The sequence below is a fragment of the Arthrobacter sp. fls2-241-R2A-172 genome (assembly GCF_030208885.1).
In the GTDB taxonomy this organism is placed as follows: domain Bacteria; phylum Actinomycetota; class Actinomycetes; order Actinomycetales; family Micrococcaceae; genus Arthrobacter.
Genome location: NZ_JARVTB010000004.1, coordinates 355551 through 381507 on the forward strand (window position 1 = coordinate 355551; position 25957 = coordinate 381507).

Annotated in this window: 27 protein-coding genes; 16 read left to right on the top strand and 11 right to left on the bottom strand. The window is 63.5% G+C overall.

The genetic code is table 11. The features are described from left to right. Positions 1-2 precede the first annotated feature (2 nt). Positions 3-1025 carry an ABC transporter substrate-binding protein gene (locus QRM57_RS09785; protein ID WP_257370584.1) on the bottom strand — a complete coding sequence of 341 codons (1023 nt, stop codon included), beginning with the start codon at positions 1023-1025 and terminating at the stop codon, positions 3-5. Positions 1026-1402: 377 nt separating this feature from the next. On the opposite strand from QRM57_RS09785, the gene QRM57_RS09790 reads away from it, so the two are divergent. From QRM57_RS09790 to QRM57_RS09820, 7 genes are all read left to right on the top strand, one after another. Continuing rightward, positions 1403-2266 carry an HpcH/HpaI aldolase/citrate lyase family protein gene (locus tag QRM57_RS09790; RefSeq protein WP_284986450.1) on the top strand — a complete coding sequence of 288 codons (864 nt, stop codon included), beginning with the start codon at positions 1403-1405 and terminating at the stop codon, positions 2264-2266. A 2-nt stretch (positions 2267-2268) separates the two neighbouring features. After that, positions 2269-3183 (top strand): DUF2797 domain-containing protein, encoded by a 915-nt coding sequence (locus tag QRM57_RS09795; protein WP_284986451.1) that lies wholly within the window; start codon positions 2269-2271, stop codon positions 3181-3183. Positions 3184-3288: 105 nt separating this feature from the next. Beyond that, positions 3289-3513 (top strand): DUF3188 domain-containing protein, encoded by a 225-nt coding sequence (locus QRM57_RS09800; RefSeq protein ID WP_211712085.1) that lies wholly within the window; start codon positions 3289-3291, stop codon positions 3511-3513. Positions 3514-3543: 30 nt separating this feature from the next. Beyond that, complete coding sequence (locus QRM57_RS09805) at positions 3544-3993, top strand: MaoC family dehydratase N-terminal domain-containing protein (protein ID WP_284986452.1); 450 nt, start codon at positions 3544-3546, stop codon at positions 3991-3993. Positions 3994-3995: 2 nt separating this feature from the next. After that, a complete protein-coding gene (locus QRM57_RS09810) occupies positions 3996-4433 on the top strand; it encodes a MaoC family dehydratase (RefSeq protein WP_235517164.1) in 438 nt (145 codons plus the stop codon). 41 nt (positions 4434-4474) lie between these two features. Beyond that, complete coding sequence (locus tag QRM57_RS09815) at positions 4475-5749, top strand: MFS transporter (RefSeq protein ID WP_257370694.1); 1275 nt, start codon at positions 4475-4477, stop codon at positions 5747-5749. A 9-nt stretch (positions 5750-5758) separates the two neighbouring features. After that, positions 5759-6826 (top strand): UDP-N-acetylmuramate dehydrogenase, encoded by a 1068-nt coding sequence (locus QRM57_RS09820; protein WP_284986453.1) that lies wholly within the window; start codon positions 5759-5761, stop codon positions 6824-6826. A gap of 46 nt (positions 6827-6872) precedes the next feature. On the opposite strand, the gene QRM57_RS09825 is transcribed toward QRM57_RS09820, so the two are convergent. Further along, on the bottom strand, positions 6873-7352 hold the full coding sequence (locus QRM57_RS09825; protein ID WP_235517162.1) for a hypothetical protein: 480 nt from the start codon (positions 7350-7352) through the stop codon (positions 6873-6875). 85 nt (positions 7353-7437) lie between these two features. Between QRM57_RS09825 and QRM57_RS09830 the strand changes: the two genes are divergently transcribed. Both QRM57_RS09830 and QRM57_RS09835 read left to right on the top strand, forming a co-directional pair. Next, positions 7438-8562 (top strand): winged helix DNA-binding domain-containing protein, encoded by a 1125-nt coding sequence (locus QRM57_RS09830; protein WP_284986454.1) that lies wholly within the window; start codon positions 7438-7440, stop codon positions 8560-8562. A 535-nt stretch (positions 8563-9097) separates the two neighbouring features. Continuing rightward, the gene (locus QRM57_RS09835) at positions 9098-9781 is read left to right on the top strand and encodes a hypothetical protein (RefSeq protein ID WP_284986455.1); all 684 of its coding nucleotides are present in this window, start codon (positions 9098-9100) and stop codon (positions 9779-9781) included. A gap of 23 nt (positions 9782-9804) precedes the next feature. Here the strand turns inward: QRM57_RS09835 and asd are convergent, their stop codons facing one another. The 9 genes from asd to QRM57_RS09880 all read right to left on the bottom strand — a co-directional run bounded on the left by asd (position 9805) and on the right by QRM57_RS09880 (position 19645). Further along, positions 9805-10947, bottom strand: a complete 1143-nt coding sequence (gene asd, locus QRM57_RS09840) for an aspartate-semialdehyde dehydrogenase (RefSeq protein WP_235517159.1) — start codon at positions 10945-10947, stop codon at positions 9805-9807. A 121-nt stretch (positions 10948-11068) separates the two neighbouring features. Next, positions 11069-11290, bottom strand: coding sequence for an NF038396 family protein (locus QRM57_RS09845; protein ID WP_235517158.1), 222 nt, complete (start codon positions 11288-11290; stop codon positions 11069-11071). Between the two features lie 10 nt (positions 11291-11300). Then, a complete protein-coding gene (locus QRM57_RS09850; protein WP_284986456.1) occupies positions 11301-11900 on the bottom strand; it encodes a dihydrofolate reductase in 600 nt (199 codons plus the stop codon). Further along, positions 11897-12700 carry a thymidylate synthase gene (locus QRM57_RS09855; RefSeq protein ID WP_284986457.1) on the bottom strand — a complete coding sequence of 268 codons (804 nt, stop codon included), beginning with the start codon at positions 12698-12700 and terminating at the stop codon, positions 11897-11899. The genes QRM57_RS09850 and QRM57_RS09855 overlap by 4 nt, the downstream gene beginning before the upstream one ends. Then, a complete protein-coding gene (locus QRM57_RS09860) occupies positions 12697-14349 on the bottom strand; it encodes a hypothetical protein (RefSeq protein ID WP_284986459.1) in 1653 nt (550 codons plus the stop codon). Before QRM57_RS09860 ends, QRM57_RS09855 begins: the two co-directional genes overlap by 4 nt. A gap of 71 nt (positions 14350-14420) precedes the next feature. Next, positions 14421-15389 (bottom strand): NUDIX hydrolase, encoded by a 969-nt coding sequence (locus QRM57_RS09865; protein WP_284986608.1) that lies wholly within the window; start codon positions 15387-15389, stop codon positions 14421-14423. Positions 15390-15397: 8 nt separating this feature from the next. Then, positions 15398-17647 (bottom strand): RNA degradosome polyphosphate kinase, encoded by a 2250-nt coding sequence (locus QRM57_RS09870; RefSeq protein ID WP_284986460.1) that lies wholly within the window; start codon positions 17645-17647, stop codon positions 15398-15400. A 90-nt stretch (positions 17648-17737) separates the two neighbouring features. After that, positions 17738-18709, bottom strand: coding sequence for a mycothiol synthase (gene mshD / locus QRM57_RS09875; protein WP_284986462.1), 972 nt, complete (start codon positions 18707-18709; stop codon positions 17738-17740). A gap of 237 nt (positions 18710-18946) precedes the next feature. Then, positions 18947-19645, bottom strand: a complete 699-nt coding sequence (locus QRM57_RS09880; RefSeq protein WP_284986463.1) for a winged helix-turn-helix transcriptional regulator — start codon at positions 19643-19645, stop codon at positions 18947-18949. A gap of 261 nt (positions 19646-19906) precedes the next feature. On the opposite strand from QRM57_RS09880, the gene QRM57_RS09885 reads away from it, so the two are divergent. From QRM57_RS09885 to QRM57_RS09915, 7 genes are all read left to right on the top strand, one after another. Then, complete coding sequence (locus tag QRM57_RS09885; RefSeq protein ID WP_257370573.1) at positions 19907-20641, top strand: permease; 735 nt, start codon at positions 19907-19909, stop codon at positions 20639-20641. Between the two features lie 166 nt (positions 20642-20807). Then, positions 20808-21407, top strand: a complete 600-nt coding sequence (locus QRM57_RS09890; RefSeq protein ID WP_235517151.1) for a nitrobindin family protein — start codon at positions 20808-20810, stop codon at positions 21405-21407. 67 nt (positions 21408-21474) lie between these two features. Further along, a complete protein-coding gene (locus QRM57_RS09895) occupies positions 21475-22197 on the top strand; it encodes a flavodoxin family protein (RefSeq protein WP_235517150.1) in 723 nt (240 codons plus the stop codon). A gap of 22 nt (positions 22198-22219) precedes the next feature. Further along, positions 22220-23305: a CAF17-like 4Fe-4S cluster assembly/insertion protein YgfZ gene (ygfZ, locus tag QRM57_RS09900; RefSeq protein WP_284986464.1), complete on the top strand. Its 1086-nt coding sequence runs from the start codon at positions 22220-22222 to the stop codon at positions 23303-23305. Then, the gene (locus QRM57_RS09905) at positions 23302-23712 is read left to right on the top strand and encodes an ankyrin repeat domain-containing protein (RefSeq protein ID WP_284986465.1); all 411 of its coding nucleotides are present in this window, start codon (positions 23302-23304) and stop codon (positions 23710-23712) included. The genes ygfZ and QRM57_RS09905 overlap by 4 nt, the downstream gene beginning before the upstream one ends. Before the next feature lie 103 nt (positions 23713-23815). Continuing rightward, positions 23816-24445: a PadR family transcriptional regulator gene (locus QRM57_RS09910; RefSeq protein WP_257370569.1), complete on the top strand. Its 630-nt coding sequence runs from the start codon at positions 23816-23818 to the stop codon at positions 24443-24445. Further along, positions 24429-25949 carry a DHA2 family efflux MFS transporter permease subunit gene (locus QRM57_RS09915; RefSeq protein ID WP_284986466.1) on the top strand — a complete coding sequence of 507 codons (1521 nt, stop codon included), beginning with the start codon at positions 24429-24431 and terminating at the stop codon, positions 25947-25949. Before QRM57_RS09910 ends, QRM57_RS09915 begins: the two co-directional genes overlap by 17 nt. The last annotated feature ends 8 nt before the right edge of the window (positions 25950-25957 follow it).

A 25957-nucleotide genomic window follows, 5' to 3' on the forward strand; every position in this document is an offset into this window, starting at 1 on the left:
GGCTATCCCTTCTTCGCGAGGTCGTTGAAGTCGTTGGTGTAGTACTTGGACGGCGCCAGGTCGCCCTTGAGGATGCCCGAGGACTTGAGCCAGGCCTCCCAGCGGGTGAAGTCCTCGTCCTTGATCACGCCTGCGTCCGGAACGCCCGGGCTCTTCCAGAACTTCAGGTTGGCTGTGCTTTCGTTACGGCCGCGGCTTTCGATGATCTTGGTGAAGCGGGCGATCACTTCTGCGCGCGGCGTTTCCGTTGCCCACTTGATGGCCTTGGCCACGCCTGTGGTGAAGGTGCGGGTGGTGTTGGGGTTCTTCTCGATGAAGTCGTTGCGGAGCACGATCTGCCCGCCGGCAAACGATCCAAACAATTGGACATCGCTGAAGAGGGACCGCAGTCCGCCTGCTTCGACGGCATGGTCCTGCAGGATCCCGCCGAGCGTTCCGGCATCGACCTGGCCGCGGCGGATCGCTTCCTCGGTGTCGTTCGGTGCCAGCGGGACAAGCTGGACCTGCTTGATTTCGTCCTGGCTCAGTCCGTTCTTGGTCAGCCACGTGTTGATGACTGCCTCGTGGTGGGCGCCGAGGGTGTTGACCGCAATCTTCTTGCCGATCAGGTCCTTCGGGCCTTTGATGTCGCTGTCTGCCTTGACGTAGTAGCCGCTGAAGTTCTTGTCGTCCGAGCCGTAGTAGTTGACGACGCCCTTCACGGGCGCTCCGGCCTCGATCAGCTTCACCACCGCACCGGAGAAGGCGCCGCCGAAGTCGGTCTGGTTGGTCGCTGCCGACTGGATGTCCTGCGGGCCGCTGGTGGTGTTGCCAACCCAGTTCAGTTTCAGGTCGCCCAGGTAGCCCAGGTCCGCTGCGAGTTCGGGGAAGGTCACGTTGTTCGCTGAGCCCTGGTAGCGGAGTTCCTTGACCTCGTTGCCTGCTTGGTTGGCTTGTCCGGCTTCGGCTGCACCGCCGCAGCCGGACACCGTCAGCGCTAGTACGACGGCGGCCGCGACGCTCAGGAGGGGCAGATGCAGTTTCATGGGAGCTACTTTCAGATGATGGGGGGGTGTTGGGTGGTCGGCCGATGCAGGAGTTTGGAAACCCGTGCAACGGCTTGGGAACGATGAAAGCCCATTTCGACGCCGGGTGGGAAGCGATCGGGTAACGCCTGGAAACGCTGCGAAACAGCCCGACACGGGAGGAAATCCAGGGCAATTCCCGGCAACCGGGGGACACAAGACGCTGCGTTGAGCCCTGTGAACAACAGCGTCTGGTGGGCGCCGTGTGACTGGCGGGTATCGCCGTCGGGCGTTCATACTGCGGGACCCCACAGTCATATGGGGTTTAGTTCGTATTGATCCTCACAACCGGGCGAAATTCTTCGCCTCGCGGCACGCTGGCCGGATACGGTAGATACATGACGTCTAGCATCGCCGCCGAGTCCGTTCGGCCTACCCGCAATATTCCTGCCGATATCGCCCGTTCCTGGCTTCTTGTCAATGCCATGAAAACGGAGCTTTTTGAAGAATCTGCGGGTTCGCGGGCAGACGCGATCATCCTCGACATCGAAGACGCCGTAGACCCCTCCCAGAAGGATGCCGCCCGCGAGAACGTGGTGAACTGGCTGACCGCAGGTGGACAGGCATGGGTCCGGATCAACGACGCCACCAGCCCGTTCTGGGCCGACGACCTTGCCGGCCTGCGTGGCACGCCCGGACTTCTGGGTGTCATGCTCGCCAAGACCGAGTCCGCTGACCAGGTCACTGAGTCGTACCACCGCATGGATGGCAAGACCCCCGTCGTGGCCCTGGTTGAATCGGCCCTCGGCATCGAGGAAGCCAACCACATCGCCCGTGCGCAAGGCGCCTTCCGCCTCGCCTTCGGTTCCGGCGACTTCCGCCGCGACACCGGCATGGCGGCCACGCCGGAGGCCATGGCCTACCCTCGCGCCAAGCTGGTTGTCGCCAGCCGCGTCGGTAACCTGCCAGGCCCCATCGACGGACCCACCGTGGGAACCAACCACCCGATCCTGCGCGAGCAGACCGGCATCACCGTGACCATGGGCATGACCGGCAAGCTGTGCCTGGCCATTGACCAGACCACGGTCATCAACGAAGTCATCAGCCCCACCCCGTCAGACGTCGCCTGGGCCACGGACTTCATGAACGACTTCGAAGCCAACGGACGTGTCATCCGCGACGGTTCCGATCTCCCGCGTTTGGGCCGTGCCGAGAAGATCATGAAGCTCGCAGTGGCTTTCGGAGTCCAGCCTTCCCTGTAGGGATGCTGGTCCACGGAGTCTCATGGGACTATTCCGTCCCTGCGTTGAGGCTGTGGTCGCCGCAGGCGGAATTTACTGATGTTGCGTTGGCCCGGGGTACGTCCCTGGGCCTTCGCGTTGCCCCCGGTTTGTGGTGCCTTGGCCATACAAGGGTCCACGGACCCGGAGACCGGACGTATGTTGCCTGCCCCAGTGGTGCCCCGGCGGAGCGGGGCAAGCAGTGCGGTGCGTGCTTTGCGCGCGACGAGCCGCGGTTGATGCATGACTTCCACCGGGGTGGCTCCGTACCGTCAGGGCTGAGGGCCTACCTCATGCAACCGCACTGGCTCTACGTGGCCACCTTCGCGAACGGTGCAAGCAAAGTCGGGACAGCTTCAGCGCCACGCAAGTGGAACCGCCTTGCTGAACAGGGCGCCGTGCATGCCTCCTACGTGGCGCACGCCGAAGACGGCCGCACTGTCCGTGTCCTGGAGGACCTGGTAACCCGCGAACTCGGCCTCGTCCAGCAGGTCCGCTCGGCGGCAAAGGTGACCGGCCTGGTGGAGCCGCGTTCCGGCGTCGAGCTTGCCGCTGTGAACCGCCGGCATGCCGGGCGCGTGCGGGAACTGTTGGGCGGCCTGGCCATGACCGGTTACACGGTGGTGGAGGAAGAGTGGGAGAGGCCTGCGCTGGCGGACACCCTCTGCACCGCGCACACCGGCCTTCGCCACCGTTATCCGGCAACGTTCGACGGCGGTGGGCACGGTGTGCGGGTCCGCTCGCTGAGCGGAGCAATCGCGTTGGTTGGCCTCCCCGACGCTTCAGGGAACGAGGTGGACGGCAGTTTCGTGGCAGACCTTGGTGCCTTGAAGGGCCGCAAAGTGGAGTTCGGCCCGCACACCACCGAGATCCCGGCCCTGCAGGACTCCCTCTTCTAACCCCCTCCCGTTGTGGGGCCTGTTGTGCGGGGTATTTCGTGGTCGTGGGGCGCAGAGTGGGCCCCGCAACGCAACCCCTTCAACGCGCGCCGGTAGACTTGGACGGTGCTTGAACAATTCTGGGCCACCGCCCCTACGTCCTACAAAGTGCTGGTCTTTGGCGCCATGGGCCTGATCGCCGTCGGAATTATCCTGAGCATTGTGGGCAACACGTCCGGCAACCAGGGACTGGCATTGGCATCGCTTCCGCTGATCGGCGTCGGCCTGCTCCTGCACGTTGCGGGGCTCGTGGTCCGCGGCCAGAAAATCCGCAAGGACTACAGGAAGTAAACCAACCCTTCGGGCCGATAGGGTTGGATCATGAGTATCAATCCGGACCTGCAGGGCCGAAGCTACCCTGCCGCAGAGGTATACGACGTCGGGCGCGAAAAGATTCGCGAATTCGCCCAGGCCGTGAAGGCTACCAACCCCGCGCACTTTGACGTGGAGGCGGCCAAAGCCCTCGGACACAGCGACCTCGTAGCACCGCCAACGTTTGCCATCATCGTCGCCCAGCGCGCAGACGCGCAGCTTGTACAGGACCCCGCGTCCGGCATCGACTTTTCCCGCGTGGTCCACGCCGACCAGCGGTTTACGCACCACCGCGCCATTGTTGCCGGTGACCGGCTCGTGGCCGAACTGCACGTCGACGGCGTCCGGGCCATGGGTGGAGGAGCAATGATCACCACACGTTCCGAAATTTCCACCGAAGCGGGCGAAAAGGTCGCCACCACCACCTCATCCATTCTGGTCCGCGGAGAGGGACAGTAACCATGAGCCTCACATTCGAAGAACTCGCTGTCGGCCAGGAAATCGGCACGCGCAGCATCGACGTCACCCGCCAGGACCTGGTCAAGTACGCGGGGGCCTCGGGTGACTTCAACCCCATCCACTGGAACGAAGCCTTCGCCACCTCGGTTGAACTGCCCGGAGTTATTGCGCACGGCATGTTCACCATGGGAGCCGCAGTGCAGCTCGTGAGTGACTGGGCGGGCGACCCGGCCGCCGTCGTCGATTACCAGACCCGCTTCACCAAGCCAGTCCTGGTCACGGACACCACCGGCACGGACGAACCCGGCGCTGTCATCGACGTCACCGGCGTGGTGGGAGCCCTCGACGCCGACGCCCGCACCGCCCGTATCGACCTCACTGTCGTCGCCGGCGGACAGAAAGTCCTCATGAAGTCGCAGGCGGTCGTGAAGGTCTCTTGAATCAACCGAACCCTTCCCCGCAACGCGCCACTGCGACCCAGATGCTCCAGTGGCGCGTTGCTGTCCTGACGTCCTATGCGGCCAGCGGCGTTGCGTTCGCCACGTGGGTGTCGCGGCTCCCGGCGATCCGTGACGGACTGAACCTGACCCCCGGCGGCATCGGGCTTCTGCTCATGTGCATGACCGTGGCGTCGTTCATTTCGATCTCCGCATCCGGGCTCATCGTGCTGCGGCTCGGGCCCAAACTCACCAGCTGGATTGGAAGCTGCATGGTGGGGGCAGGCCTGGTCACGGTTGGCGTCGGGGCGTCCATCGCGGCGAACCCTGTGGTTGTTGCCACGGGTTTGGTGGTACTGGGCCTTGGCACTGCCAGCTGGAACACGGCGTCCAACGTCGAAGGCGCGGCTATGGAGCGGGCACTGGGACGGCACGTCATGCCGCACCTCCACGGCGCCTTCAGCCTCGGTACTGTCGCGGCTGCGGGGTTTGGTGCCTGGGCCGCCGCCGTGCACCTGGCCGTGTTCTGGCATTTCCTCATCGCGGGTGTCGTGGTGGCTGGTTCCGTGGTGACCGCAGGCTTCTTCTTCCGGGCCGAGAAGACTGCGGCGCCGGCCCGTGCTCCGCGTCCGGAGGAAACCGATACCTTCCAGGATCCCTCTACTGGACCGTTGCCCATTATTACGGCGGAAACCGGGACCGCCGCTGCGCCACTGGACAACAAACGGCTCGTGGCCCTGGCCTGGCGTGACCGTCGAACGCTGCTGATCGGCGTACTGGTCCTCGGCCTGGCATTGGCCGAAGGGGCTGCTGGAGACTGGGTGGCTTTGGCATTGTCCGACGGCTACGGCCAATCGGACGCGGCAGGAGCGGTTGGCTACGGCCTGTTCGTGACGTTCATGACCATTGGACGCTTCGCCGGCACCGTCATCCTTGACCGGTTCGGGCGGGTAGTGGTGATGCGCTGGTGCTCGGCCACCGCCGTCGTGGGTTTGGCGCTTTTTGTCTTTTCGCCCGTGCCTTGGCTTGCTTTCGTGGCGCTGGCTGTGTGGGGCCTCGGTGCCTCGCTGGGGTTCCCGGTGGGAATGTCCGCCGCAGCTGATGACCCCGTGCACGCTGCCGCCCGCGTTTCCGTCGTCTCCACCATTGGCTACGGTGCGTTTCTGTGCGGACCGCCACTCCTGGGCCTGCTGGCCGAACACTTTGGCATCCTCCACTCCCTGCTTGCACCTCTTGTGATGCTGGTTGTCAGCTTCTTCCTGGCCCCCCTCGCCGGGCAAACCACAAGGAAGTCCATGGAGCCCAACGAAGCCCGTTAGGCTTGATTGGTGACCCAGACGCTGCTTTCCGAATTGACCACCGCCGCTGTTGGCGGCCCCGCAGGAAACTTTGTGGAGGCCCGCACCGAGGCTGAAATCATCGACGCCGTACGGTCGGCTGACGCTGCAGGCGAAAAACTCCTCATCATCGGCGGCGGATCCAACCTCCTGATCTCGGACGAAGGCTACCCCGGCACAGTCCTTAAGATCGCATCCGAAGGGTTCACAGTGAACTCCGAGGACAGCTGCGGAGGCGTGTCGGTGGTGGTACAGGCCGGCCACAACTGGGACGCCCTGGTCCAACACGCCGTCCTGCACGCATGGTCCGGCCTGGAAGCACTGTCCGGCATTCCGGGTGCCACAGGAGCTACGCCCGTGCAGAACGTGGGAGCTTACGGTGCCGACGTATCGCAAACCATTGCGGCCGTGCGGACCTGGGACCGTGAACGCAACGCCGTGCAGACCTTCACCAACTCCGAGCTCAAGTTCGGATACCGCGACTCCATCCTCAAGCAGACCACGGTGGAGGGCTCGCCGCGCTACGTGGTCCTGACCGTCGAGTTCCAGTTGCCGCTGGGTCGGATGAGTGCCCCTATCCGGTACGCCGAGCTGGCCCGGGTGCTGGGCGTGGAGGCAGGCAAGCGCGCCTACTCCAACGATGTCCGCCGTGAAGTCCTCCGGCTCCGGGCTTCCAAGGGAATGGTCCTGGACGCAGAAGACCGGGATACCTACTCCACCGGCTCATTCTTCACCAACCCGATTGTGCCCGCAGAGCGCGCCGCGGGGCTGCCAGCGAACGCACCGCAATACCCAGGCGGAACGGATGGACTGGTGAAGCTCTCCGCCGCCTGGCTCATCGACCAAGCCGGGTTCGGGAAGGGCTTCGGGCTTGAAGAGGGCAGTGTTTCCGGGGGGAGGGCGTCCCTGTCCACCAAGCACACGTTGGCCATCACCAACCGCGGTTCAGCCTCAGCTGCGGACATGGTGGCGATCGCGCGCGAGGTGCGTGCCGGCGTCCTCGAGCGTTTTGGTATTGAGCTGCACCCGGAGCCGCTGTTGATCGGTGTGTCCCTCTAAGGCGCGTTCGCTGGGGGGCTCCCGGGGATCTTGCCCCTCGGCGGTCCTAGCGTGTTCGCCGCTCGGCGATCGGCAGGACCTTGTTGAGCAGCAAGAACGTCAACCCGCAACTGATGGAGCCCAGAAGGAATATCTGGCTAAAGGCGATGCTCTGGGGCGAGGGACCACTCGGCATGAACAGCCCGGCTGCAGCGAAGCCCACCAAGCCCAGGAGCATGACAACTGACCCGAGCAGGAAGCTGCGGACTTGGGCGGCCGCCGCCGGGTAGAACCACGGCTCCGGGGCGTCATCATCACGATCGGACACGGGCTGGCTGGCCGCAGCTGTTCCAATGAGGAGCGCGGCCGTAGCCGTTGCGACCAGACTGACGGTTTGGATGGCCTGCATCGATGGGGAAAGGCTGACGCCGGTCCCGACGGCCACGATCAGACCGGCACCAAGTCCAACGAGCGTGCAGAACCAGCCGGCGGTAGCCAACCACCGGCTCATCGGCCGCACGAACGGAGCGAGGTCACCAAAAAGCATGAACTTATCCTAGGTTCCCCTGCTGGGTGACGGCTGGGAGGCGCGGCAAGGTTCCCTGTGCCCGCGTGCGCTCTTAGGATGAAGCATGCCTACACCGCTGACTCCCCGCGTCATGGGCCGGCTCCGGCTCGCCAGCCAGGGCCTTCTGGCTGGTGGCTTCCCTGGCATCGCCGATGCCGTCCGCTGGATGACGGCCATGCAGGCCCAGGACCTTGGGATGGCTTTCTGGGCTGTTGGGAAAAGGGTGCCCGGTGTTGCGGCCTCGGACGTCCGTGCAGCCCTCGATGCCGGGACGGTGGTTCGCTCCTGGCCCATGCGCGGGACCCTGCACCTGCTGGCACCCGAAGATCTGCGCTGGATCCTCGGTATCACCAGCGGCCGGCTGGCAGTGGCGGTGGCGAGCCGGCACCGCGAACTGGCCATCACTTCCGACGACATCAGCCACTGCCGGGACATAGCGTACAAAACCGCCGAAGTCCTCAAGACAGGCGAGGGTGCCGCCGGGGCAACCCGCGAACAGCTGTTCACCGCTTTTGAGGAAGCCGGCCAGCCCACTACCTCCCAGCGGGGCATCCACATCCTGGGAACTTTGTGCCGCGAAGGATGGCTGGTCCAAGGACCCATGGCGGCCTCTGGCGGAAAAGCCGGCGTCCAGCAACTGTTTGTCCCCTTCGAGGACTGGATTCCGGAGTCCAGGGACCTGGGCCGTGAGGAAGGTATAGCCGAACTCCTCTTCCGGTACTTCCGGGGCCACGGTCCGGCGACCATCAAGGACTTTGCGTGGTGGAGCCAAGTGCCGCTCACCGAGGCCCGCGCTGCCTTGGCAGTTGTGCGGGACCGCTTGGTTGAGCTTCAATTCCGCGGAGCCAGCTACTGGCTGTCACCCGAAGCGGCAGCAATGCTTGACGACGGCGTTCCCGGCTCCCGCTCGCTGCTGGCACTGCCTGGGTTCGACGAATACCTTCTCGGCTACCAGGACCGAAGCCTGGTTCTCGCCCCGGAGTACGCCGAACGCGTGGTGCCGGGGAATAACGGCGTCTTCAAGCGCATCATCGTTTCCGGAGGCGAAGTGGTGGGGACCTGGGCCCGTTCGGGCTCCGGGAAGAACGCCGGGGTGGTCCCGGAACCGTTTGCAGGCGAGCTTGGTCCTGCCGCCGAGCGGGCGTTCCAGGCTCAGGGACGGGCGTACCTGAAGTTCATGGCGAGCTGAGGCCGGCCCGGCCGGGTGGTCCGTTGCTGGCCCGCTGATCCGTGGTTGGCCCGTTGTTCCGTTGCTGGCCAACGACGTTGTAGCGGGTTGGCACGGCTTTGCCGACGCAGTGGGTGCTGGCGCACTCCCCGGCGCCCCGACTCCGATGAGCTGATCTAGGTTGTCCACATACGGGAACTGGGCCATGGTGAGGCATCCCTTTGCCCCACACGATGGACAGATGCAAACAAAGAAACTTGACGAACACATCTCGAAGCTCTGGCCCGGCACCTCGGTAGCCACAACAGCAGACTTGTCCGGGCTCGGCTTTAGTGATCGGGTGCTCACAGCTGGCGTCCGCTCCGGGAAACTGATCAGGCTGAGGCGTGGTGCCTACGTCAGGGCCCAGGATTGGCATCGGAGAAAGCCATGGGAACAGGACCTGCTGCGGATAGAGGCGCATCATCGTGGCGCGCGGACAACCAGTGTCTACAGTCATGCCAGTGCCGCACGGTTGCACGGATGTTCCCCTTGGGACAGTGGTGCCCAGGTGCACGTGACCACACCGTTTTCCCCGTCCCAGGGGAGCTCTGGTGACGATGTTGTGGCCCACGGAAGTCCGCTGTCGGGTACTGAGATCGTCGAGGTGCTGGCCCCCTGGGAAAGGCCCATCCCGGTCACCAGCCTTGAGCGCACCGTGGTGGACTGTGCACGGGCCCTGGACTTTGAGCGGGCTTTGGTTATCGCGGACCAAGCTCTTCGAAAGGGTGCTGACCCGCAAGCGATGCGGGATTACCTCAGCACCGGAGCGATCACGCGGGGTGCCCGACGCTTGTGGCGGATCCTGGACGCCATGGATGGGAGGTCCGAATCAGTAGGGGAGACGCGTACCCGTGCGCTCCTGGACCGGCTCGGCATCGTTGGCGCAGACCTTCAGGTAGAGGTCACGACGCCCATCGGAACCTACAGGGGAAACTTCGGTTGGAGGGACCACAAGCTCATCCTTGAGTTTGATGGTCGAGCCAAGTACTTCGACTACGCACCAACTGAGGATGTCATATTCCAGGAGCGGCGGCGGGAGAAAGCGCTTATGGCAATGGGCTGGAACGTCATCAGGATCGAGTGGGGAGACCTCAGCAGGCCCTGGGAGGTTGAACGTCTGCTCAAAACCGCCCTGGCCAAGGCAGGAAGTCGAAAACCCGCTGTTCCGTTGCTGGGCAGCAACGGAACAGCGGGTTAACGACGTTCAGGGGCGGACGGCTATTAGAGCTTGCCCGTCGCGATGTTGAGCATACGGCGGAGCGGCTCGGCCGCACCCCACAGGAGCTGGTCGCCCACAGTGAAGGCGCTAATGTATTCCGGACCCATTTCGAGCTTGCGGATACGGCCCACGGGGATGTCCAGCGTGCCGGACGCAGCCACCGGGGTCAGGTCCGCCATGGAGGCTTCCTTGGTATTGGGAACAACCTTGGCCCACTCGTTGTCCTTGGCCAGGAGGTTCTCAATCTCGGTGACGGACAGGTCCTCACGCAACTTGAGCGTCAGTGCCTGCGAGTGGGAGCGCATGGCACCAATGCGGACGCAGAGACCGTCCATGGCGATGTGGTCCTTGCCGGCGGTACCGTTTCCGGTGCCGAGGATCTTGTTGGTTTCTACTCCGGCTTTCCACTCTTCCTTGGACTGGCCGTTGCCGAGGTCGGCATCGATCCAAGGAATCAGGGAACCGGCCAACGGGACGCCGAACTGGGTGGCGTCAACACCTGTGCGCTGCGCTGCGAGGACCTTGTGGTCGATCTCCAGGATGGCGGAGGCGGGATCTTCCAGTTCACTGCTGACCTCGTTGTTGAGGGTGCCGAACTGGTTCAGGAGCTCACGCATGTGGCGGGCACCGCCACCGGAAGCGGCCTGGTACGTCATGGACGTACCCCACTCCACGAGGTTGTTCTTGAAGAGGCCGCCGAGGCCCATCAGCATGCAGGAGACCGTACAGTTTCCGCCGATGAAGTCCTTCACCCCGCCGGAAAGCCCTGCGTCTATGACGTCGCGGTTGATGGGGTCCAGCACGATGATCGAATCGTCGTTCATGCGCAGGGTGGAAGCAGCGTCGATCCAGAGGCCGTCCCAGCCACGGCTGCGGAGTTCACCATGGACCTGCTTGGTGTAGTCGCCACCTTGGGCGGTGACAATAATAGGCAGCTTGGCCAGCGTCTCAATATCGAACGCATCCTCGAGCTTGCCTGCCCCCTCAGCGAAGGAAGGGGCGGCACCTCCTGCATTCGAGGTGGAGAAAAATACCGGGTTGATGTTGGCGAAGTCGTTCTCTTCCTGCATGCGCTGCATCAGGACGGAGCCGACCATGCCACGCCAACCGACCAGTCCAACGGACGGATTAGCTGCTGTAGTCATTCACCAAGTCTAAACTTTCGGAGCGGACTGCCGCTGTTGGTTACGTCACGGGCGGGACGCACTACGACGACACCCGGCCAGGCGGCCGATCCAACCTCCACCCCCGCTTGCGGCTCGAAAGCTAGTTGCCGGCTTCATGCTCCTGAACCAGAGCGGCTTTGCGTGCCCGGACGGCGAAGAATGAGCCAAACGTGAATACTTGGGTCACGATCACCAGGATGATGATGCCCACGATCTTGTTTCCGCCCAGGATCATGGTCAGGCCCACGATGGCGGAGATCAGGGCAAAGAGCGGCAGCAGCATGTAGCCCAGCACGAACAGGGTTTCGGGTTTCTTCAGCATGCAGTCGTTCCTAGGGTTCGTTCCGGCGCCACGAGGTGAACCGGTATTTTGTGCCATTTTTGGCGGTGAGCCAGCCTTCGGCCGGCGCCATGGTGTCAAAAGTCCAATCATCACCGAGTTCAGGCGCAAAAGTGTCGCCATCGAAGTCGGCATCGATGATGGTGACCACTGCAAGATTGGCGAGGTTCATGGACTGCTCGAAAATCTGCGCGCCGCCGATGATCCACACCTTCTGGCCGCCGGGCGCGAACTGGGACTCCAGGAGGGCCTCGTCAAGCGAGGAAACCACCAGTGCGCCTTCTGCTTCTGGCGTGGAGGCCCATTCAGCGTTCCGGGTCACCACGATGTTGGTGCGCCCGGGCAAGGGGCGGTACTTCGCGGGGAATGACTCCCAGGTCTTGCGTCCCATGATGACGGGGTGACCGGTGGTGAGTTGGCTGAAGTGCTTCAAATCTTCCGGCAGGTGCCATGGCATGCTGCCGTCCTTGCCGATCACACCGGCCTTGGTTTGGGCCCAGATCATTCCGATCCCGGTCATGGCGGCAGCCGTCTCCTGGGTAAAGATGACGCCGGGGAGTTGCGCGGGAACGTCGGGGGACGGGGTGCTCATACGGCGATCGGCGCCTTGATGGTTGGGTGGTGGCGGTAGTCCACAACCTCGAAGTCATCCAGGGTGTAGTCGAAGATCGAATCAGGTTTGCGGAGGATCTTCAGCTGCGGGTATTCGTACGGTTCGCGGCTCAGCTGCTCGGCAACTTGCTCCACGTGATTGTCGTAGACGTGGACGTCCCCACCCGTCCACACGAACTCACCGGGTTCGAGGCCCAACTGCTGCGCGACCATGAGCGTCAGCAGGGCGTACGAGGCAATGTTGAAGGGGACGCCCAGGAAAGTGTCCGCCGAACGCTGGTACAACTGGCAGGACAACTTGCCGTCTGCCACGTAGAACTGGAAGAACGCATGGCATGGTGGCAAGGCCATGTCCTTGAGCTCGGACACGTTCCACGCGGACACAATGTGTCGTCGTGAATCCGGGTTGCTGGCGAGGCCCTTCATGACCTCGGATATCTGGTCGATATGTCCACCGTCAGGAGTGGGCCAGCTGCGCCACTGGACTCCGTATACCGGCCCGAGCTCGCCGTCCTGATCCGCCCATTCGTCCCAGATGGAGACGCCCTGGTCCTGCATCCATTTCACGTTCGAGTCGCCGCGGAGGAACCACAGGAGCTCCACTGCCACGGACTTGAAGTGAACCCGTTTGGTGGTGATGAGGGGGAAGCTTTCGGCAAGATCGAACCTCAACTGACGGCCGAAGACGCTGCGCGTCCCGGTTCCGGTGCGGTCCGACTTGTGCGTGCCGTTGGCCATGACGTCGCGCAGAAGGTCTTCATAGGGGGTGGGGATACTCACGGGTCCAGCTTACTTTGCCGGGGCGGGTTGGCCATCACGGAGGTGGCATGTCGAGGGCGGGGAATAGCCTGGATAAGTCCCCGTGCAGGGGTGATGGCGGTGATGACGGCGATCGCTGCCAGCACCATTCCGAGGGTAACGGCGGGGCTTGGTGCGAGCGGATAGACCCCCGGGGTGGGCACGAACAGCTGGTACCAGGCATCCCCCGAAGTCATGAGGAGAAGGGCCGATTGCCCGAGGCAGTAGGCGCTCAAGGTCCTGACGATGCGGTACATGGAGATTACCCTCAGGGCGGCGTCCAAGCCGGTGTCGCCGTCGTCTTCGGGGATACCACGACGCCGGCGGGCAGCAAGGATAGCAACGGCACCTGCCGCGGCGACCAGCAAGGTCCCGGTTACGGCAGCCGGCCATGTTGCCGCAGCGAATGGTTGCCCGGCGTGGATGGCCACGACGAAGGTGATGGACGCAACGACCAGCAGCGCACTGGCCAACGCGAAAGACGACAGCCCGCGGGATACTGGTCGTAACGGCCACCTGACGGGTGCCTCCAGGGTTCCGTAATTTCGTCCGATGAGAACGTCTCCTCCCCAAATGGTTACCAGGAGGAGTGCCGCCACCAGCCCCAGCGCAAGGGGTGCCACCCACGAATTTTGGGGTTGGGTCAGCGCGTACATTGCAACGAAACCCGCGACTGCCGCCAGCCCTCCAAGCATGCCGAGCGCAACGCCGATGCTGATGGTTAGCCGGGCTGCTCCGTGAGTTCCAGGGTGAGCACGGATGGCCCAGACGCTGGTGCCCTTTCCTGCAGTGCAGAGCGAAGGCATGCGGGGAACCGGCCACAACAACATCACCAGCAGTACCGCCATATTGACCACGCCCAGGGCATTGAACCACGACGATTGCCACGCGGATCCGGTTTCTGGTTGTGCCGCGAAATTCCCGGCAATGGTGGCAAGGCCTGCCGCAATGGTTGCCACCGTGCGCAGGAGCCGGTTGGCTGCGATGCCACGGAGTGTTCGGTCGTCGTCGGCGTCGAGCGCTTCCAGCTGGCGGCGGCGCCCAATCAACCACAGCAACAGCAGGGTGCCGGAGGCGAGGACCAGCAGCGCGCCTCCGAGCCACGCGGCCAGCTCCCAGCCCGGAATCCTGCCGTCCTGTCCTTGACCGTAGTACCCGGTGTCGACGTCCTGGGGCTGCGGCGGGGTAGCTGAAGGGGCTACCGGGGTGTGTCCGGGAAGGGTGGCAACCCACGCTAAGACCGCGGCCGTGAAGGCGAATATCGATGTGGTGGTCCAAGCGAGCCGTCGGGGGAGGAACTCCCAGCCCGGGCGTTCGGTAAACCTGCGTTGCCCCTTGGCCGCTGGATAGCTGGACTGGCCCAGGGCATGGATGGCGAGGCAGGCGAGGATGGGCCATGCCAGGGCGGTGCCGATCTGTTCAGGAGTTGCTTGAGCAGCCGGCACGGTCGGGTTTCCGGGCAGGATCCCGGCGTTCATGGCCCCTTGGAGCGAGCTGGCCATCCAGCCGATGATTCCCACCCAGAGCCCATGCGAGGCCAAGGACCGGGCATCGGGCTTTGACCAGACCAGCATCCGAAGGAACAGGTACACCACGACAGCCCCGATACCCGGTCCCAGCACTGCAACCACAACAAGACCCCCAAGTCTTTGAAACGAAGTTCCTACGATTCGTCACAAAGAGCCGGGGGTCAAGTCATACGTCAGTCGTCGAAGGGTTTGACCTGCTCCACGGAGACGATCTTCCGTTCGGCACCCCGCGCTACCTGGCACACGATGACCTCGCCGGGGGCCAGGTAAGGGTCCGCGCCCGGCAGGACTGCCCTTAAAGCCGGAGGCATGTGCTGTCCCAATTGCTTCAAAGCCGTAGGCAGTGCAGGTCTGTGCGTGCACACAGCTATGGGCACCTGTTTGTCGAACAACGACTCAACAGCGGCCGCAGTCTTTTTGGGGGAGCGCTGATGGTGGTGTTCCGTGAGGGCTTCCACCAGCTTCACCTTGGCCCCACTGGCTTTGGCGTAGGGTGCGATGGTGGCGACGCACCGCACCCATGGGCTGGTGACGACACGCTGGGGCTTCCACACGCCAAGGAGGCGCTGGACGGCCACAGCCTGGCGCTGGCCGGTTGCCGCCAGCGGCCGGTCACCTTCGGCCTTGGTCCATGAGGACCGGGGCTTTGCCTTGGCGTGGCGGATCAGGATCAAAGGCCACGTGTCCAGCTCGCCACGGACGTGCGCCTTTTGAAGGTATTCCAGTGGCTCCACATCGCTCGGGTTGCTCAGGAATGTGGCGGCCCGGTCCGGGGTGCACCACATGACGCTGTCCACCTCTTTCCCATCAGGGCGCAGCTGCGCACCATTGACCTTGATGGCCCAGTACCGGACCACCTTCAGCCCGGCAGCCACGTGGTAGTGGATGGGTGGGAGCGGGATGCCCAGGGTGGCCTGAAGCCCGATCTCTTCCCGGACTTCGCGTGCGGCGCATTCGGGAACCGTTTCGCCGGCGTCGAGCTTTCCTTTGGGCCAGGACCAATCGTCGTAGCGCGGCCGGTGGATCAGGAGTACCTCAAGGGCACCCTTGTTGAGCCGCCAGGGGATGCCTCCGGCCGCAACAACGGCCACCGACTCGCCAGGGTGATCTGTTTGATCGGCCACGGGGGTATCGCTGTTCAACTGCTTCTCTACCGCCGTGCCGATGCTCGCTGCCGGGAACGCGATTCCAGAAGCCATGACTGCATATCCAACAGCGGTTTGCCGTCGGCGTCCAGGTGATGACGCGTCCAGTGGCCTTGGTTGTCCAGATGCCAGCTCGCTGTTCCGTCGTCAACGTAGCGGCGCATCAGGTCCATGACCGTCGTTATGTCTTCCTTGCTTGCCAACTGCACCAAGGCCTCCACGCGACGGTCCAGGTTGCGGTGCATCATGTCGGCCGACCCGATGTACACCACAGGCTCGCCACCGTTTCCGAAAGCGAATACGCGGGAGTGTTCCAGGAACCGGCCAAGGATGGAGCGGACGGTGATGTTCTCGCTGAGCCCCGGAACCCCGGGACGCAACGAGCAGATACCGCGGACGACGACGTCGACCTTCACGCCAGCCTGCGAGGCGCGGTACAGGGCATCGATGATCGCTTCGTCCACCATCGAGTTGACCTTGATCTGCACCAGGCCGGGGATACCTGCACGAGCATTGCGGATCTCGGTTTCAATCCGTTCCACCAACCCGGCACGCACGGACCGGGGCGCCACCAGCAGCCTCTTGAACGTTGACTTGGGCGCGTAGCCGGAGAGCTGGTTGAACAGCTTGGACAGGTCTTCGCCGACCTGTTCGTTGGCGGTGAGCAGACCCAGGTCCTCGTAGTACCTTGCAGTGCGCGGGTGGTAGTTGCCGGTTCCGATGTGGCAGTAACGGCGCAGGCCGTCCACCTCCTGGCGGACAACCAGCGACAACTTGCAGTGCGTCTTCAGTCCGACGATGCCGTAGACCACGTGCACGCCTGCCTGTTCCAGCTTCCGTGCCCAGGAAATGTTGGCTTGCTCGTCAAAGCGGGCCTTGATCTCAACCAGGGCCAGAACCTGCTTGCCTGCCTCTGCGGCATCGATCAGGGCGTCCACGATGGGGGAGTCGCCGGACGTCCGGTACAGGGTCTGCTTGATGGCCTGCACCTTGGGGTCCGCCGCAGCCTGCTCCAGGAAGGCCTGGACCGAGGTGGAGAACGAATCGTACGGGTGGTGCAGCAGGATGTCCCTGCGGCGCATCGCGGCAAAGACGTTGGCTGCCTTGGACGTTTCAGATTCGTTCAGGTACCGCGACGTGTGTGGCACGTGCTTGGGGTAGTGGAGGTCGGCGCGATCGATGCCGCTGATCGCTGACAGCCCACGCAGGTCCAAGGGTGCCGGCACGGAGTAGACCTCGGACTCCTCGACGCCGAGCTCACGGATGAGCAGTGCCTTGATGTTCGGGTTGATGTCCGTGGTGACTTCCAGGCGCACGGGAGGACCGAAACGCCGGCGCAGCAGTTCCTTCTCCAGGGCCTGGAGGAGGTTCTCGGCGTCGTCCTCTTCAACTTCGAGGTCCTCGTTGCGGGTGACGCGGAAAGTGTGGTGCTCCAGGACTTCCATGCCGGGGAAGAGCTTGTCCAGGTGCACGGCAATAACTTCTTCGAGGGCGATGAACCGGGCCACGCGTCCGGGGATGGCGCCGGCACGCGGACCGTCCACGGAGATCAGCCGGGGGAGCTGGTCCGGAACCTTGACACGGGCAAAGAGTTCCTTCTCGCTGACCGGGTTACTGACAATGACAGCAAGGTTCAGGGAGAGCCCGGAGATGTAGGGGAACGGGTGGGCCGGGTCCACGGCCAGGGGCGTCAGGATGGGGAAGACCTTCTCCTGGAACATGGCGCTGATGCGGTGGCGGGCATCCTCATCAAGTTCATCCCAGTGCATGATGTGGATGTGCTCGTAGGCCAATGCGGGGCGGATTTGTTCAGCGAAGACCCGCGCGTGGCGTTCCTGCAGCTTGTGGGCCTCCTCGCTGATCTGCTCCAGTACCTCGATGGGGCTCAGCCCGGCGGGGGACGGGACCGCCAGCCCGGTAGCGATACGCCGTTTGAGGCCAGCCACGCGAACCATGAAGAACTCGTCAAGGTTGGAGGCAAAAATGGAGAGGAAATTGACGCGTTCCAGCAAGTAAAGGTCCGGATCTTCGGCAAGTTCCAGGACCCGGGAGTTGAACGCCAGCCAGCTCAGCTCGCGATCAAGGAAACGGTCCGGGGAGATGTCCCCTTCAGGCTCCAGGCTTGGTGCGAACTCAGGAATGTCGATGCGGTCTTGTGTGGCACGCGAGGCCGGGACCTCCGATGATCCGAAGCGCGGAGGCAACGTAGCGCCCTTCGAGGTGGATCCGGCGGTGCCGACGGGGTCCGGCTGCATGGGTTTCTCCTAAGCTCAGGACAGGGTTTCCTCCCACATTACAAGCAATTCGGGTGCCCGAATCCAAGATGTCCCGGCATTCGCACCAGGTTAATCCTTGGCGACCGGACCGTACATGACATCGGTGTCCCATCGAACGAAGCCAAGCTTCTGATACAGGGCTACCGCAGCCTCATTGTCGGCGTCCACGTAAAGCATCACAGCGTGCAGGCCCTTGTCCTGGAGATAGGTGATCCCGGCCACGGTAAGGGCCTTGCCGAGGCCCATGCCTTGGGCTGCCGGGGTCACCCCCACCACGTAGACCTCGCCGATGGCCGGGTGCGGACCCTGCCGCGGATGGACCTTGGTCCAGTGGAAGCCCAGCAGTTCACCGTCGTCATTGACGGCGAGCAGGAAGCCTTGGGGGTCGAACCAGTCCTCGGACTTGCGGGCCTCAAGGTCCGCCAGAGTCATCGAACCCTGCTCGGGGTGGTGTGAGAACGCCGCCCGGTTGGCGTCCAGCCATGCCTGCTCATCCTGGCCCGGGACGAAGGCGCGCAGCGAGACCCCGTCCGGAAGGCCGGCGTCGGGCAGTGCAGAAGCAGAAGACATGAGCCGCATCTTCCACAGCTCACGCACCGGCCGATAACCGAAACGGGTGGCAAGCCCGGCAGCGGCTTCATGGTTTCCGTGGGACCAGGCGCTGAGGCCGTCCAAGCTCCGCTTTTCCTGGAGCGCGGCCAGCAGCCGGCCCGCCACCCCTTGGTTGCGGTAGCTCGGGTGGACCGCCAGCTCCAGCACGCCGCTGCCGTCGGGGCCTTCAACCACGACGGCGATCCCCGCCAGATCTTCTCCGGTCGCCGGATCTGAGTCCTCGTCCGGGGCGTACACGGCCAGTGACAGAACCGAGGATTCCCCCGAGTCGGCGCCGCGCAACATCACCAAGGTCTGCTCCGAGAGGGGAGGATTCCCATCGGATTCCTCCGCTGCAGCGGCAAGGGTGGTGAAGTCCTTGAGGAGTTCGGCGTCCAACGCGCCGTTGACGATCAAGACGGGCCAGTTCTCCGGGTGCGCGTGACTCATGATGCAAGGCTATACGCCACGGGCAAACAGCGGGATTTGAAGTAACCGCTAAACACGGATAGTCTCTATATCTCGTTCGGCTTTGCGGCTAGACCGCAGCAGTGAACCCGAGGGGGATCCACCAGTGGGGTGGCCTCGATACGTTCGACCCGTATGTCCTCCACCACAGAACAAGGAAAAGGCCGGAATCCGCAGGGATTCCGGCCTTTTCTGTATCAGGCCCGCATCAAAACGTGCTCAGGCTTCAGAGAGTTCGTCGTCGGGAAGGCGAACCAACGTCAGCCGGTAGCCGACGTTGCGCACGGTGCTGATCAGGTTTTCGTGGTCCACGCCCAACTTGGCGCGAAGGCGCCGGATGTGGACGTCCACTGTCCGGGTTCCCCCGTAGTAGTCGTAGCCCCACACTTCGGTCAGCAGCTGTTGGCGGGTAAACACGCGCCCTGGGTGCTGTGCCAGGTACTTGAGGAGTTCGAATTCCTTGAAGGTCAGGTTGAGCGGTTGGCCGTTGACGCGCGCTGTGTAGCTCGCCTCATCAATAACGACGCCGGCCGCCCGGATCTCTGTCTGGGTTTCCTCTTCGCCGGTGACGGCCCGCGCCATGGCCAGGCGGATGCGGGCCTCGACCTCGGCCGGTCCCGCGGAGTCCAGCACGATGTCATCAACAGCCCACGCCGACGAGACTGCAGCCATGCCGCCTTCGGTGAGGATCAACATCAGGGGTGCGCTGAGGCCGGTGGCCTTGAGCAACTGGGTCAGCGAGCGGGCACCCACAAGGTCTTTACGGGCATCCAGGAAGACGATGTCCGTGGGATCGGTTTCCAGCAAGGCTGTGGGTTCCGTCGGGAGGATGTGCACACGGTGGTTCAACAGTTCCAAGGCAGGCAGAATGTCCACCGAAGAGCCGGTGCTGTTCGTTAGGAGCAGGATGTGCGACATAGTTCCTCCAATGGGCTTTACGCGCATCATCGGGCGTCGAAACCGGAGTCTCACCGGTCGGTCACAGCACGCAGGCCGCCTCTTCCCGTTGTAACGGGATCAAGGCATACACTGTGCGCCGTTGAAGTCTGAGTATACCCACCCGGGCCCGGCCAGACAGGGATTCGTGACGGGCAGGGGGCGGAATTACGACATATTGGCCTGGGTTAAGGCAGGATTGTCGAGAGGTCGTAAGGCGCATCGGATTGAGGTCGGCACACAGTGAAGTCTTGGAGCATCGGGGTATTCGGACTTGTGGCGCTCGCAGCCATCGTGGCCAGCACCTTCGTTTCCCGGGAAGCCATGGTGGGCGTGGGCATCGTGGCCTCTGCAGCCGTGGGCATCGGGTGGCCGCATTTCCTGGCGGTTCCGGCCAAGAAGACCCTGGCCGCCGTCATTGGGCTTTCGGGTGCGGGATCGGCTGTGGCCGCGGCTTACATGCCGGCGCCGGGTTTCCTGGATGGCGCCCCCGCTTTCGTTGCTTTGGGCGTCATGGCAGTTTTCGTCGTCCAGCTTGTCCGTGGCACGGGCCAGGCCCAACGCCTCGAATCGACCCTTGGCTGCTGCGCCGGCGTCCTGCTGAACTGCCTGGGCGCAGGCTGGATTGCCGGTGCCCGTTTCAACGGGGTCAAGGAAATGGTCCTCGTGGCAGGGCTGAGCGCTGCGGTTGCCCTGCTGGTGGGAATCATCCGTTGGCCCGACCGTATCGTGGCCCCGCTCGGCGTGGTCATGGCGGCCCTGATGGGTCCGTTGGCCGGCCTTGTCTTCTCGGACATCGCAGTGCTTCCCGCGGCGCTGGTGGGTGTCGTCGTCGGATCGGTGCTGGTCAGCTTCCGGCGGATGACCACGTTGCGGCGCGGCCGGCTTAACCTTGCTGCCGCGATTGGCATGGGTGTCGCACCCGTATGGGCCGTGGGCGCCTTGGCTTACTTCATCGACAAACTTCTCATCTACTAACGGTTAGGATGGCATCATGTCTGTTCTCGCATATGAAATCTTCTTCCTCGTTCTCCTCGGCCTGGCAAGTGTCGCGATGGCATGGTTTGCCGGCTATGTCGTCTACCGTCTGTTCCAGGGCCAGAAGTAGGACTTTTGGTTCTGCAGTCCAAGCAAGGTTGCCGCTGTGCCTATTGAGATCCCAACTGACCTGACGCCTGAACTCGTCCCCCTTTCCTGGCTCATTGGTGAGTGGGAAGGCCGTGGACGGCTAGGCAGTGGAGACGAGGATTCCGAGCACTTCGTCCAGCATGTCTCCTTCACCCACAACGGCCTTCCGTACTTGCAGTACAGGGCCGAAACCTGGCTCAGTGACGACGCCGGCGCAAAGCTGCGCCCGTTGACGGTTGAGACGGGTTTCTGGGCCTTGGAGCGAAAGCTTGAAGAGGGCGACGGCGGCCCGGGACTGATTCCGGCCGACATCGTCCCTGTGCTCAAGACCGCGGACGAGGTGGAGGAGCGCCGGAACGACGACGGCGGCTTCGACATTTCCGTGTCGATTGCCCATCCCGGTGGCATCACCGAGCTCTACTATGGCCAGATCAAGGGGCCCCAGATCCAGCTCAGCACCGACATGGTGATGCGCGGAAGCCACTCCAAGGAGTACACCGCAGCTACCCGGATCTTCGGCCTGGTTGATGGCAACCTGCTATGGCGCTGGGATGTTGCTGCCAGTGGCAAGGCCCTCGAAGCGCACGCCTCGGCTTTCCTCAACAGGGTTTCCTGACAAGAGGTCTTCCTGACAAGAGGTCTCACTGTACGTTCCGCCCAGCAACCAGCAAAAGGAGCAGATAGTGAACACCAACCTCAAGCCCCAGGGCTACGAGGGCCTGAAGGCCGTCTTCTTCAATGGCACCCTTAAGCCTTCGCCGCAGTTGAGCAATACTGACGGCCTGATCAGCATCAGCCGCGCCATCATGGAAAAGCAGGGCGTTTCCACCACGCTCATCCGCACGGTGGACCACGACATCGCCAGCGGCGTCTACCCGGACATGCGGGAACATGGTTGGGCGACGGACGAATGGCCCGAGCTCTACCCCGCAGTGCGCGATGCCGACATTGTGGTGGTTGCCGGTCCTATTTGGCTGGGTGACAATTCATCGCAGACCAAGAAGCTGATCGAACGCCTGTATGCCCATTCCGGCGAGTTGAACAGCAAGGGCCAGTGGGCGTTCTACCCGAAAGTCGGCGGTTGCCTCATCACTGGCAACGAAGACGGCATCAAGCACTGCGCCATGAACGTGCTGTACAGCCTCCAGCACGTCGGCTTCACGATCCCGCCCCAGGCCGACGCCGGGTGGATCGGTCCCGTGGGTCCGGGCCCCAGCTACCTGGACGAAGGATCGGGTGGCCCCGAGAGTGATTTCACCAACAGGAACACCACGTTCATGACGTGGAACCTCCTGCACATGGCCAAGATCCTTCGGGACGCCGGCGGGATCCCCGCGTACGGCAATCTTCCGGCGGAGTGGAAAGCCGGCACCCGTTTTGATTTCGAGAATCCGGAATACCGCTAAGGCGCAAGGACTTCTACTACATATGACTTACAAGAGCCCCCTGTTGTCGCGCCCTGGCGCGGTCGAAGATACCGGCCTCGACGCCGGTGTCGCGGCGCATTACGGTGAACCCCTGCGGGAGCAGCGCGCCCTGGCGACCGGAACCGCCGTCGTCGATCTTTCGCATCGCGGGGTGGTGACTGTGTCCGGCCCGGACCGGCTCAGCTGGCTCAACACGCTGTCGTCGCAGCAGCTCACCAATCTGCAGGCCGGCGTCTCAAGCGAGTTGCTCCTCCTCAGTGTCCAAGGCCGCATTGAATTTGATGCCCGGGTCATTGACGACGGCGCGACCACCTGGCTGATCGTCGAGGCGGCAGAAGCAGGTCCCTTGGCCGAGTGGCTGAACAAGATGAAGTTCATGCTCCGTGTCGACATCCAGGACGTCTCTGAGCAGTGGGCGGTGGTGGGTGCCACCAAGCCCGTAGAGCAGTTGTCGTCGAGCCTGGTGTGGGAAGATCCGTGGCCGCGTGTCGGCCCGGGCGGCTACGCCTACAGCATCGTCCCGGAGGAGTCCCATCCGGGCCTCGAGCGGCCCTGGTTCGAGTACCTGGTCCCGTCCGCTGAGCTGGAACATGCCGTGGATGGCCTGCCGTTGGCTGGCGCGATGGCCGCGGATGCCCTCCGTATTGCCGCGTGGCGGCCGAGGCTTGGCGCTGAGACTGACGAGAAGACCATTCCCCACGAATTGGATCTCCTCCGCACGTCCGTCCATTTGAACAAGGGCTGCTACAAGGGCCAGGAGACCATCGCGCGGGTCCATAACCTGGGGCACCCGCCGCGGCGCCTCGTGTTCCTGCAGTTGGACGGTTCGCAGCACACGTTGCCGGCAGTCGGCAGTGTCGTATTTGCCGGGGAACGCAAGGTGGGTACCCTGACATCTGTGGCGCAGCACTTCGAAATGGGGCCAGTGGCCTTGGCTGTCATCAAGCGGTCAGTGTCGGCTGAAGAAGACCTGACGGTGATGGACGGTGACGAGCCTTACGCCGCTGCCCAGGAAGTGATCGTCGCCCCCGACGCCGGCCAGGTCGTCGGGCGCCAGACCGGATTCCTGAAGGGACCCCACCGATGAGCCAACCCACCAACGCCGGTACCGAGGGCGGCGCAGACGACGACGCCTTGGCACTCGCCCACGCTCTGTTCGATGCTGCCCGTGAAGGAAACACGGACTTACTGAGGGGCTACTTGGATGCCGGTGCTCCGGCGAACCTGACCAATGCCGCAGGGGATTCCCTCTTGATGCTGGCCGCCTACCACGGCCACGAAGAGGCCGTGCAGCTGATCCTCCATCACGGCGCTGACGTCAATGCGGCCAACGACCGCGGCCAGACGCCACTTGCCGGCGCTGTTTTCAAGGGCTACACCAGCGTCGCACGGGTCCTGCTGGATGCGGGTGCGGACCCCGACGCCGGTCAGCCCACCGCCCGGGAGGCCGCCGCGATGTTTGCCCGGGCGGAGATCCTGGCACTCCTGGGCTGAACCACCACCAGGACGGCCCGGTCGCCATGGCGGCCGGGCTTTCTTGCGTCATACTATTCCACGTGGAATAGTTGTTGTGGAATATATGAGGGGAAGGCGCTGTATGCCCAAAGCTGCAGAACTGACGCCACTTGGTGTGGCGTCGTTGGCTCTTCTGGCCGAAGGGCCAATGCATCCCTACGAGATGTACCAGCTGCTCATGGCCCGCCATGAAGACCGGCTGGTCAAGGTTCGTCCGGGTACGCTGTACCACTCGGTCGGCCGCCTCGAGGAAAACGGACTCGTGGAGGCCACCGGAACCGAGCGGGAAGGTAACCGGCCCGAGCGGACGACGTATCGGATTACGGATGCCGGCCACCAGGCCTTGGACTCGCGGCTGCAGGCCATGCTGTCCACGCCCGTCAATGAGTATCCGATTTTCCCCCACGCCATCGCCGAAGCCCACCACCTGCCGGCCCTGGTGGTGGCCGAATTGCTGGAACAACGGGTGGTGGCACTCACCGCCGACCTCGACTTCCTGGTCCATGCCGAGGACGTCGTGACTGGCAAAGGATTGGACCGTAAGTACTGGATTGATATCTCTTACCAACAGGCCATGCGCCGTACGGAGATTGCGTGGATCCGCGGTCTCCTCGAGGAGTTGAGCAGCGGGCAACTGCCCTGGGATGAACCCCGGCCAACTCCTGTCGAACTTTCAAACAAGCCTAAGGAATCCCTTGGAAAACGTAGCTAAACCGTGGCCCGCGCTGTGGTCACTCGTCGTGGGGTTCTTCATGATCCTCATCGACACCACCATTGTGTCGGTCGCGAATCCGCGCATCATGGAGGGCCTCAACACCGACATCAACGCCGTCATCTGGGTCACGAGTGCCTACTTGCTGGCCTATGCGGTGCCCCTGCTGATCACCGGCAGGTTGGGTGACCGGTTCGGTCCCAAGAACCTCTACCTGATTGGCCTGGTGGTCTTCACCCTGGCTTCCTTGTGGTGCGGCCTCTCTGGTGATGTCACCATGCTGATCGCCGCCCGCGCAGTCCAGGGACTGGGTGCTGCCATGATGACACCCCAGACCATGGCCGTCATCACCCGGATCTTCCCGCCGGACCGTCGGGGTGCGGCCATGGGCCTGTGGGGTGCCACTGCAGGCATGGCAGTCCTCGTCGGCCCCATCCTCGGTGGTGTCCTGGTGGACAGCCTCGGATGGGAGTGGATCTTCTTCGTCAACGTTCCCATCGGACTCGTCGCTTTCATCCTGGTGACCCGTTTCGTGCCGAAGCTGACCACGCACAGCCACACCTTCGACGTCGTCGGAGTGCTGCTTTCCGCCGTCGGCATGTTCCTGCTGGTGTTTGGCATCCAGGAGGGACAGACCTACAAGTGGGGCACCGTTTCCGGTGTCATTTCGGTGTGGGGACTCATCATCACGGGACTTGTTGTGCTGGCCCTCTTTGTCGCATGGCAGTGGATTCTTGAGCGCCGCGGCGGTGAGCCATTGCTTCCGCTGGGCCTGTTCAAGGACCGGAACTTCTCGCTGGGCAACACCGCCATTATGGTTGTTGGCTTTACTGTGACCGCGTTTCCGTTGCCTACTATTTTCTACTACCAGACGGTTCGCGGCCTGACGCCTACGCAGTCGGCGCTGCTCATGATCCCCATGGCCGTGATTTCCGGTGCACTGGCGCCGTTCGTGGGCAAGCTGATCGACCGTGCCAACCCGCGGTGGTTCGCAGCCTTCGGCTTGCTGTGCTTGTCGGGTGCCTTGTTCTGGACGGCGTCCCTGCTGGGTCCTGATACGCCCATCTGGATGTTCCTTTTGCCGAGCGCTCTGCAGGGTGTTGCCAATGGCTTCATTTGGGGCCCGGTCTCCAATGCCACCACACGCAACCTGGATCCCCGCCAGGCTGGTGCTGGTTCAGGTGTCTTCAACACCACTCGCCAGATTGGCGCTGTACTGGGTTCGGCCGCTATCGCTGCCTTGATCCAATCCCGCCTGGCCGCGGAACTGCCGGCAGCACCGGCCGGTGCACCGGCCGGCGAAGCGTCCATGGGCGGCGTCCTGCCGGAGTTCCTCCACGCAGGATTCTCGACGGCGATGAGCCAGTCAATCCTGCTGCCCGCCTTTGCCGTCCTGGTCGGCGCCATCGTGGCGTTGTTCTTCGCGAAGCCGAAGTCCGTATCAGGTTGGGGTGGCAAGGCTCCGGCACAAGCCGAGGAAGCGAACGCCGAACTCCAGAGCTAGCAGTGGTG